The organism is Paraclostridium sp. (assembly GCF_051657365.1).
In the GTDB taxonomy this organism is placed as follows: Bacteria; Bacillota; Clostridia; order Peptostreptococcales; family Peptostreptococcaceae; genus Paraclostridium.
Window position 1 is genome coordinate 1 of sequence record NZ_JBOFKN010000210.1, and the last position, 11,112, is coordinate 11,112.

Consider the following 11,112-nt stretch of genomic DNA (forward strand, 5'->3'; position numbering starts at 1 on the left):
AGATGAGGTTTATTTAATTTTATATTAGAAAATGATTATTTATAATTAGAAAAAATTTATAAATATATTTAATATGATAAAATATTCTAATGGTATATAGTATTATCTAATATAAGTATATAAAAATATAACAAATTTAATTTTAGTATAAATAAGATTTCGATTTAATCGTAGTGAAGTTAAATCATTAAATGAAATCTAGAAATGGCAAAATCTTCGAAGAAGATAAAAATTTATATAGGAGATATGATAGATATTATGAATGAAGAAGTAATTGTATATGACTTTAAAAAGCCACAAAGATATTCTACAGGTAATATGCGATTTTTATCTGTAATAGCAGAAGAATTTTGCAAAAGTATAAACCTATTTGTAGCTTATGAATTAAAAAGACCAAATATAGTATGTAAATTGGAAAAAATAGAACAAACAAATTATGAGGAATTTATCAATATAATATCAGATGATTCTGTGATTATAGAACACGCAATACAGCCATTAGTTCAAGGACTGATATATCAATTAGATAAAAGTGTTGCTCTTTCATTTATAGATTTAATATTAGGTGGAGATGGTGTATTTGGTGATTGTAAAAGAGAACTTACTGAAGTTGATAGAGAATTGATGTCATATATAGGTAGTAAGTTCTTAAGTAAAATGCATGTTTTTGAAGGTTGTGATCGTAGTGAGGTTTCTAATATACATACGAATATAGGCTCTAGTAAAAAATATCCAATAAGTGAATCGGTTGTAATTTCACATATGAAAATGATGGATGGGAATAAAGAAGTGGGAAGAATGAGCTTTTGTAATCCATATAGCTGTATGGAACCTGTACTAGAGCAATTAGAACCAAAGAGATTGTTTAGAAGTAAAAATAATGAATATGACTTTGAGTTTACAAATGCAATATATAATAAAATTTGTGGAACGAGCGCTGAAATGGTTGCAATATTAGGAAGAACAAAAATAAGCGTAGAAGAATTATTAGATTTAAAACTAGGAGATATTATAACTTTAGATACTAAAATAAATGGTGATATAGATATGAATGTAGGTGGATCTAAATCGTTTAAATGTAAACCAGGACTTATTAAAAATAAAAAAGGTGTTATTATAACAGACTGTATAAAAAAGGAAGTGTAGGCATATGAGTGAAAAATTTGATAGAGTATTAGATATAGAACTTAAAGTAAGTGCAGTACTTGGTAGAACCAAAATATCTTTAAAAGATATTTTTGAATTATCAAAAGGGTCTTTAATAGAATTAGACACTTTTGAAGATCAAGAAGTTGAGATAAATGTAAATGGTAGAAAAATAGGCTATGGACAAGTTGTAATAGTAGATGAAAACTTTGGGGTAAGGATAACTCGTATACTAGGTGAAGAAGAATTAGCTAAAACATTAGCTTAATTAATAATTAAATTGAATACTAAAAAACTCCTTTATGGCTATATAATAGTAAGCTATAAAGGAGTTTTTTATATTTATTATAATTTATTGATTTTAATTATTTTGTTGTTCTGGAGTTAACGTATTTTCAGTAGCATTAACTGGATTTTCATTAGAAGAGCTATTATCTTTATTAGATGTACCTTCTAATGGTTCTATAGTATTTTGGTCAGTGTTTTCATCTGATTTGTCAGTAGAGTTATCTATAGAAGTAGAATTATCACTAGAATCAGATGGTTGAGGAGCTGATTGTTCTGTATTATTTTTATCTGAGTTAAATAATCCTGTGAACCAATTCCATACTTTAGTAAAGAATCCTTCAACTTCACCACTTGAAGGTAAGTTTATAGCATCTTTATCTGTAGCATCTATTTGTGCATTATCACCAAGAGCGCTATCATTTGTATTTTCTAATATACCTAAATTTTTATCGTTTGATCCCGTTAAATTAGAGAACCAATTTCCTATACCATCAAACCAACCTTTTACAGTATCTAAAATACCAGAATTATTAACTTGTTCACCTAGTTCTTTTAAATGATCATTTACAGTATTAGATACACCTTCTAAAGCATCTTTCATATCTTTATAATTATAATCTTGCTGAGAAATTTTAAGCATCAAATCTTCTATTTGTTTTTGTTGTTCTGGTGATAATGTAACATTATAGTTATTAGTTATATTATTTATAGTATCAGCAATTTGAACTGTATCACTAGTATTATTTTTTATAACTTCTGTTTTGACATCATTAATTATGCCTGTTGCTTTATCTTGACCAATATCTTGACCTAAGTCACCAGTTACAACTAATTCTTCTGTAGCTATTTCCTTTTTATTTTCATCTAGAGGTTTTCCAGTCGCATCTTCATATGCTTTCATAACTCCTGTAAGGGCACCTGTACCACTTACTGGGAAGTTTGCGGCTATTACACAGTTAGCATCAGTTATCCCTAAACTTGCAAGAGTACTTGCTATCATTGAAGAAGTAACCCATGTGATATTAGCTGTTTTTACGTTTATACCACTACCGGCCTTTGTAGGTTCTACATATGCGCAAGAATAAGTTTTTGTACCTATTTGTGATTCTGGAGCAATTCCTTCTAAGTATTTTCTCTCTTCTTGGTTGTTAACCTCTAATATTACAGCATCATTACTATTTACACCAAAGTATTTTAACATAGTTTCCTTTTGTGCTTGACTTAAGTTTGCACCTAAAGTAACAACTCTTGAAGTATCGGCAAATACTAAACTCATACTTCCTAAAACCATAGTACTACATATAACAATTGAAATTATTTTCTTTTTTAAACTCATAATCAATCTCCTTTAAAAAAATTTAAACAGATACTTATTATAATAAAACATTTTTTAGATTCTGACGATTACAAAATTATAACATTTTTAAACAACTAACTCAAATATTATATATATACTCTGACTTTGACTAATAATAGAACTTAAAAATTTAATTATATATAATGCGTATTTTTAGAATAAAAGGAAAAAATAATTAAATCACAATTCTATTTTAGAAAAGGAGTTAATAATGTTAAAACTACTAAAAAATTTAAAAAAATATAATGTTACAGTAGTGATTATAGTTTTATTAGTCTTTATTCAAGCGTTAAGTGATGTTTATTTGCCTAGTTTAATGTCTGATATAGTTGATATAGGAATTGTAAACAATGATACTACATATATATTTGAAACAGGTATAAAAATGCTAGCGATAACTTTAATTGGAGTCATATCTACTATAGGTGCTAGTTACTTCGGAGCTAAAGTAGCGATGGGATTTGGGAGAGATATTAGAAATAATGTATTTGAAAAAGTAGAGTCATTATCTTTAAAGGAAGTCAATGAACTAGGAGTGTCATCGTTAATAACAAGAACGACTAATGATGTAACCCAAATACAACAAGTTTTAATAATAATGCTTAGGATGATGTTATATGCACCTATGGTGGCTATAGGAGCTACCATAATGGCTGTTAGAAAAGATGGCAAGTTATCGCTTATAATATTAGTATCTATTCCAATTTTGATTTTTAGTATATATTTAATATCTAGAAAAGCTATACCACTTTTTAAAAAAATGCAAAAAAATGTTGATAAGTTAAATAGAGTTTTAAGAGAAAATCTAATAGGAATTAGAGTAATTAGAGTATTTAATAAATATGAATTTGAAAAAAATAGATTTAAAACTGCTAGTTTTGAGTTAAGTGATGTAGCTATTAAAGCAAATAGAACGATAACGTTATTAATGCCTATTATGATGCTTTTAGTGAATTTATCTATAATAGCAGTTGTTTGGTTTGGAGGAATAAGGATAAATAGTGGGAGCATGCAGGTAGGGGATTTAATAGCATTTATACAATATTTAACACAAATAATGTTTGCACTGATGATGTTATCTATGATGTTTGTTATGATACCGAGAGCATCAGCATCAGCAGAAAGAATAAATGATGTTTTAAATACAACTTCATATATAAACAATAAAGAAGGTGCCATAAAAGAAACTAAATTAAAAGGATATTTAGAATTTAAAAATATAAGTTTTAGTTATGATGAAAATAGTGAAAAAGTATTAGATAATATAAGTTTTAAAAGTGGACCAGGTGAAACTACAGCTATAATTGGAGGAACAGGCTCTGGTAAATCTACGCTTGTAAAATTAATTCCAAGATTATTTGAAGCTACACAGGGAGAAATCCTGGTAGATGAGGTTAATATAAAAGATATTGAGGTTAATTTATTAAGAAATAAAATAGGGTATGTTCCTCAAAAAGCTACATTATTTACAGGTACTATAAGAGAGAACATAAGTTATGGAAAAATAAATGCACATGATGAAGATGTAGAAAATGCAATAGAAATATCACAGTCGAGTGATTTTATAAATAAGAAAAATGACAAGTGGGACTCGTATATAGCTCAAGGTGGAAATAATGTATCGGGAGGACAAAAGCAACGATTATCAATTGCTAGGGCAGTTATTAAAAAGCCTGAAATATATATATTTGATGATAGTTTCTCAGCACTAGATTTTAAAACAGACAAAGCTCTGAGAGAGGCACTACAAGAAGAAACTAAAAATTCAACAGTTATAATAGTTGCTCAAAGAGTAAGTACTGTTATAAATGCAGATAGAATTATAGTTTTAGATGAAGGTAAAATTGTACAAATTGGAACGCATAATGAACTTTTAAAAACATGTGAAGTATATAAAGAAATAGTTTACTCGCAGCTTTCTAAGGAGGAAATATAGTATGAGTAAAAACAACCAATCTCCGATGGGACAAGGCGTAGGGACTCAGAAAGCTAAAGATTTTAAGGGTACCTTGAAACGATTAATTGGGTATTTGAAAAATTATAAATTGAGTATTACATTAGTTATTGGAGCAGCGATATTAAGTGCTATATTTTCAATAGTAAGTCCTAAAATACTTGGTAAAGCTACAACTAAGATATTTGAAGGTGTAATGATGAAAATGAAAGGCCAAGGTGGAATAGATTTTAATTTTATATCTAGAATACTTGTGCTACTAATTATTTTATATATAATAAGCTCTATATTTAATTATATGCAACAATATATAGTAGTATCTGTAGCTCAAAAGACTGTATATGATATGAGAAAAGATATATATGATAAATTGAATAAATTACCATTAAATTATTTTGATACTCATACTTATGGAGAAGTGCTAAGTAGGGTAACTAATGATATAGACAATATAAGTGCAACACTACAACAGAGTATGACTCAGTTAATTACCTCCGTTGTAACAGTAATAGGTGTAATTATAATGATGCTTACTATAAGCCCTTTAATGACCTTAGTAACAGTGCTTACAATTCCGTTAGGAATTTTATTTGTAAAGCCTATTATATCAAGATCTCAAAGTTATTTTATAAAGCAACAAAATATTATAGGCAATCTTAACGGTCATGTTGAAGAAGTATACACGGGGCATGAAGTAATAAAATCTTTTAATAGGGAAAATGAATCTATAAGCAAGTTTAAAGAAGTTAATAATAAACTCTATGAAAATGCATGGAAAGCTCAATTTATGTCTGGAATGATGATGCCAATTATGAACTTTGTAAGTAATGTGGGGTATGTATTTGTATCTGTCATAGGTGCTATACTAGCTACTCAAGGGCGTATACAAATAGGAGATATACAAGCTTTTATTCAGTATACAAAGCAATTTAGTCAGCCTATAAGTCAAACAGCAAATATTGCAAATATAATTCAATCTACCGTTGCATCAGCTGAGAGAGTATTTGAACTTTTAGATGAGAAAGAATTAGTACCAGATTATAAGAATAATAAAATTTTAAAAGATACTAAAGGAAAAGTTGTATTTGAACATGTAAGATTTGGATATAGTAATGATAGAATTTTAATAGAAGATATGAATTTAGAGGTTAAACCGGGGCAAAAAGTTGCGATAGTAGGACCAACAGGAGCAGGGAAATCAACACTTATAAATTTGTTATTAAGATTTTATGAATTAAATGGCGGACGAATATTGATTGATGATATAGACATAAAGGATATGAAGCGATCTGATTTAAGAAAGATGTTTGGGATGGTATTACAAGATACGTGGTTATTTAAAGGAAGTATAAAAGAAAATATAGCTTATGGGAAAGAAAATGCTAGTGATGAGGAAATTATATATGTAGCGAAAGCAGCTAATGCAAATCATTTTATAAAAACTTTACCTAAAGGGTATGATACAATAATAAATGAAGAAGGATCTAATATATCTCAAGGTCAAAAGCAGTTATTGACTATAGCTAGAGCTATGATATCTAATCCTAAAATATTAATATTAGATGAAGCAACTAGCAGTATTGATACTAGGACTGAACTTAATATACAAAAAGCTATGGATAAAATGATGATTGGAAGAACTAGTTTTGTAATAGCGCATAGATTATCCACTATAAAAGATGCTGATATAATACTAGTAATGAAAGAAGGAAATGTAATTGAAAGTGGAAATCATGATGTATTGATTGAAAAGGATGGATTTTATGCTGAACTTTATAATAGTCAATTTAATAAATAGAACGATAAAAGGTATAGCTTATAAGCTATACCTTTTATCGTTCTATTTATTATTTGCCTATGAACATTTGAGTCCAATATAAAGAAGAACCATTTGATGCTATACCAACACCTAATTCAGTGAAATCAGGGTTTAATATATTTTTTCTGTGACCAGAAGAGTTCATCCATGAGTTCATAACTTCTTTTGGAGTTTCTTGACCCATAGCTATATTTTCACCAGCTGCATTGTAGCTTATTCCGAACTGCTTCATCATATCAAATGGAGAACCATAAGTTGGAGATGTATGATCAAAGTAGTTTTTATCTATCATGTCTTGAGATTTTAAAGTAGCAACTTTTGATAGCTCACTACTGAATTTTAATGGTTGTAATCCTCTATTAGTTCTTTCTACATTTACTAAACTTAGAACTTCTTGTTGGAAACTTGCAAAATTTCCTGATGGAGTAGAAGGTTTATTCTCAGTAGAAGGAGTTTCAGGTTTATTTTCTGGCTTAGAATTAGTGTTTCCTTCTGGTTTATTTTGTGGAACATTAACATCTACATCTGGAGTAGAAGGTTTATTCTCAGTAGAAGGAGTTTCAGGCTTAGAAGTTGAATTTTCTTCTAGCTTACTTTGTGTAGTATTAGTAGTAATATGAATATTTTTGCTCAAACAGTTTGATTTATTTTTCAATAACTCTTGTATTAAAGTACTCATAGGTTTTACGGGAGTATAGCAATCTTTACCTTGTACGTTTACACACATATACTCGTTATAGCTATTATTATTACAATAAATTTTCTTATTTACTGTTTCATTTGAAGCTGCATTAACTGGGAATGTAGCACATGCACTTAAAACTGATACTACACCTAATGATAATAATGTTTTTAATTTTTTATTCATAAGTCACCTCTTTAAAATATTTATAATTTAATTTTCTGTAAATGTTACCGAATTGTAACCTAGTGGATACGAGTACCCCCTTGGGTAGTTATAATGATAACATACAGATTAATAATTTTGTAATGTTAACTTATGTAAAAATTATATATAAATAACAATTATGTAATAATATAGAGTATATTTATTAAATGAAGAGTAAAAACTATATTGATGGGTATAACTTTATTAAACATTGAAATATAGATAAAAAGTTTAAAATATCTAGTTATGTTATTGAAAAAATAAAAAATATGGTATACTATAAAAAGGCAATATTGGCAAAAGATGAAAGGAGAAATATTATGTCAAAAGAATTAGTAAAAGATAGAGTTATAAAATACTTAATGGAAGATTTATATATTCCACAAGAGATGATAGATACAGATGTAGCATTATCAGAATTTGAAGAGGGTGCAGATGGAGTTATAGATATAATGGTAAATGTAAAAGATAACGAAGACTATTATGCACCAGTTATGATAATTAAATGTTTAGATGAAGAGACTCCACTACAAGGAGAAGTAGCACAGGAAGCTGTAAATTTCTTAGAAGATGTAGATAATATAACTTTAGCAGGAAGAGCAGTTTTAACTAACGGAAATGAAATGATGTATGCAAACTGGACTGGGGAAGAGTACGGTACAGAAGAAGCATTACCTGAATACGATGTAATGGTAAAGGAATTCTTCGAAATGGAAGAACAAGTAAAAGAACATGAAGAAAGTCATGAATGCGGATGTGGACACGATCATGGAGAAGATCATGAATGTTGTGGCGGAAGCTGTGGGTGTAACCACGATAATAAGTAATAAAATATTTTAAAATTTATAATACCATTAATAAAAAGGGGTTTAGCTTGACTAACCCCTTTTATTAATGGTATTATAAATTTGTTATAATCTCATTGGTATTTTATCGTAATATAGGGGCAAGTTTATTATTGGATTTATTAATAGGGATTTAACTTTGTCGTTCGAGGATAAAAGACTGCACATTGTGCGGTCTTTTGTTCTTTTTAGCAAAAAAAAAGTTAATATAAGATTATTTTAAAAAAATATAAAAAAAATCAAGGGTTTTGATATATGAATGTAGAATAATAGATAAAGGAATTTGTTGACAATTAAAAAGTCTTTTTTTTACAGGGATTACATAATATTAACATGGGGACAAAACTACAGATACTTTTTAAAACTGATTAACAAATTATTAGAGATAGAAGGGGTAGATTATGGGGGCTAAAAGAGAACATACTTACGAAAATTATATTTATAGTGATTCATCAAATTCATCAAATGCTATGAAAATGTACTTAAAAGAGATTGAAGAATATAAAATGTTATCTGCAATGGAGGAAGTTGAGTTAGCTAAAAAGATAGATGAATCATTTATAGGAGCTAAAGAGGAATTTATTAATGCAAACTATAGATTAGTTGTTAGTATTGCTAAAAAATATAGAAAAGAAAATATTGATATGCTAGACTTAATTCAAGCTGGAAATATTGGACTTATAAAAGCTGTAGAAAAGTATGATTATAAAAAAGGATATAAATTTAGTACTTATGCTACATGGTGGATAAAACAGAGTATAACTAGATATATAGATGACTGTGAAAATACTATTAGGATACCAGTTCATCTTCATCAAAGAATTAATTTTGTAAAAAGAAAGAAACAAGAATTATCGTTAGAACTTCAAAGAGAACCTAATATAGAAGAATTAGCTATGGCATGTGATATAGAGGTTGAAAAGGTTATAGATTTATTAAAAAGAGATAAAAATATAATTTCATTAGATACACCTATAAAAGAAGATGAAGATAGTAGTTTAGTTGAATTTATACCATCTGATGCATATTTTGGAGATGTAGTTATGCATGAGGTAGAACAACACAACTTAAGAGAGAAAATAGAGGAACTATTAACAGGACTTAGTGAACAAGAGCAAAAAGTATTGAGAATGAGATTTGGATTAGATGATGATATACCTAAAACATTAGAGGAAATAGGGAAAGTTTTTGGAGTTACAAGAGAAAGAATAAGGCAGATTGAGGCTAAGGCAATAAGAAAATTAAGACATCCAAGCAGATTGAAGCAATTAAAGCATTTTTACTAAAAAATCATGAATTATAATAAAATTACTTGCAAAAAACGTGTAGATACAGTTTAAATGAAAACTATATCTACACGTTTTTTATGTAAATAAATCATATTAAAGGGTATGTAGCTAATATACTAATAGTATATTAAATAAACTTATTACGAGGATTGATAGTATGCAAAGCTCAAATAGAATAAAAGTTTATAAAGAAATAATATATGATTTAAAGATATTAGATAAAAATTTAAATACAATTAAGATGCAATCATTTAGTAAAGACAGTAAAGCTAATCAACTTATTCATACTATAGAAAAAGAAGTTAACTTAGTAAAAAAAAGCATAGAGGAATTAAAAAGACCATTTTTATTATTTATTATAGGTCCAGGTAAATATGGTAAATCAACGTTAATAAATGCATTAATAAAAGAAAATTTGTTAGAAATAAAAGATATACCAAATACGTGGAAACTAGATTTGCTTATAAGCTCAGAAAACGAAAAAATAGAAATTATTTATGATGATAATGAACTTAAAAAATTTAATTATGAGAATGGAAAAAAGATACTTAAAAATGAAGAAAAAAATAGGTTAGATTCAAGAGTTTTTATACAAAATGAACTTGAAAATTATAAAAAGATAAAAAAAAGAAATATTGAGGAGCTAAAAGAATATAAAAAAGAGCTAGAAAAAAAGTATTTATATAAAACAAATATATGTGAAGTAAGATATTATATAAATAAAAAAGGAATATTAAATGATTTTATAATTGTAGATACGCCTGGCTTAAATCAAAGTTTACTTAAAAATACTGAAATTAGGATGAAAAATTATTATAGAAGAGCAGATGGTGTTATTTGGATATTAGATAGTCAAAATGTAGTTTCAAAATCTAGTAATGATTTATTAATAACTTTAAAAGATGAATATGAAATTGATAAAACTAATAACAATATAATTTGCGTTATAAATAAAATGGATATTATAAAAAATAAAAAATCTGATATGGAAAAAGTAATTGAAAAGGTAAATGATTTATATTCAAATCACTTTAAAGATATTATATTAATGTCTTCAAAAGAAGCTTTGAAAGGATATGAAAAAAAAGATATTAACCTTGAAAAATCTAGCAATATAGGTGATTTGATAGATAGTATAAATGAAAATTTTAAAAAGCACTCACAGGAAATTCAAATAAAGGCTAAGTATAAAAATTTACAAATAATGAAAGATAACATAACAATATATATAAATAATTATAAACGAGAGTTATATTTAGATATGCACAAGTTTGAGGAGTCTAAAAAAATAACAACAGATGAAATATACAAAATAAAAAAATACTTAATAAATCATATAGATATGTATATTTCTATTGATAATTTTAGAAATAAAGATATAAATTACGATTTAAAGAAACTAGAAACAATTATAAAAAAAGAACTTGATAAACTGTATATCAAGTTAGAGAATATATCTATATTTAATATGATAAGTTGTATCAATGATGTTAATGTTGATTGTAATATATCGAAAACTAAAGAT

At 27.1% G+C, this 11,112-nt stretch carries 9 protein-coding genes; 7 read left to right on the forward strand and 2 right to left on the reverse strand.

Annotated features, from left to right (window positions below):
• Nucleotides 1-204 precede the first annotated feature (204 nt).
• Together ACRCYC_RS16210 and fliN are read left to right on the forward strand one after the other, a co-directional pair.
• Nucleotides 205-1,146 carry a flagellar motor switch protein FliM gene (locus ACRCYC_RS16210; RefSeq protein ID WP_438620141.1) on the forward strand — a complete coding sequence of 314 codons (942 nt, stop codon included), beginning with the start codon at nt 205-207 and terminating at the stop codon, nt 1,144-1,146.
• Between the two features lie 4 nt (nt 1,147-1,150).
• Complete coding sequence (fliN, locus tag ACRCYC_RS16215; RefSeq protein WP_438620142.1) at nt 1,151-1,414, forward strand: flagellar motor switch protein FliN; 264 nt, start codon at nt 1,151-1,153, stop codon at nt 1,412-1,414.
• Nucleotides 1,415-1,507: 93 nt separating this feature from the next.
• Here fliN and ACRCYC_RS16220 read toward each other — a convergent pair whose 3' ends face one another.
• Nucleotides 1,508-2,770, reverse strand: a complete 1,263-nt coding sequence (locus ACRCYC_RS16220; RefSeq protein ID WP_438620143.1) for a DUF1002 domain-containing protein — start codon at nt 2,768-2,770, stop codon at nt 1,508-1,510.
• Between the two features lie 232 nt (nt 2,771-3,002).
• On the opposite strand from ACRCYC_RS16220, the gene ACRCYC_RS16225 reads away from it, so the two are divergent.
• Together ACRCYC_RS16225 and ACRCYC_RS16230 are read left to right on the forward strand one after the other, a co-directional pair.
• Nucleotides 3,003-4,727: an ABC transporter ATP-binding protein gene (locus ACRCYC_RS16225; protein ID WP_438620144.1), complete on the forward strand. Its 1,725-nt coding sequence runs from the start codon at nt 3,003-3,005 to the stop codon at nt 4,725-4,727.
• Nucleotide 4,728: 1 nt separating this feature from the next.
• The gene (locus ACRCYC_RS16230) at nt 4,729-6,543 is read left to right on the forward strand and encodes an ABC transporter ATP-binding protein (RefSeq protein ID WP_438620145.1); all 1,815 of its coding nucleotides are present in this window, start codon (nt 4,729-4,731) and stop codon (nt 6,541-6,543) included.
• A 49-nt stretch (nt 6,544-6,592) separates the two neighbouring features.
• Here ACRCYC_RS16230 and ACRCYC_RS16235 read toward each other — a convergent pair whose 3' ends face one another.
• Entirely contained in the window at nt 6,593-7,432 is an 840-nt protein-coding gene (locus tag ACRCYC_RS16235) for a CAP domain-containing protein (RefSeq protein ID WP_438620146.1), read from the reverse strand.
• A 341-nt stretch (nt 7,433-7,773) separates the two neighbouring features.
• On the opposite strand from ACRCYC_RS16235, the gene ACRCYC_RS16240 reads away from it, so the two are divergent.
• From ACRCYC_RS16240 to ACRCYC_RS16250, 3 genes are all read left to right on the forward strand, one after another.
• Entirely contained in the window at nt 7,774-8,280 is a 507-nt protein-coding gene (locus tag ACRCYC_RS16240; protein WP_438620147.1) for a type I restriction enzyme HsdR N-terminal domain-containing protein, read from the forward strand.
• 419 nt (nt 8,281-8,699) lie between these two features.
• Nucleotides 8,700-9,584, forward strand: a complete 885-nt coding sequence (locus tag ACRCYC_RS16245; protein WP_438620148.1) for a sigma-70 family RNA polymerase sigma factor — start codon at nt 8,700-8,702, stop codon at nt 9,582-9,584.
• A 160-nt stretch (nt 9,585-9,744) separates the two neighbouring features.
• A partial coding sequence (locus ACRCYC_RS16250; protein WP_438620149.1) for a dynamin family protein occupies nt 9,745-11,112 on the forward strand: 1,368 nt, incomplete at its 3' end.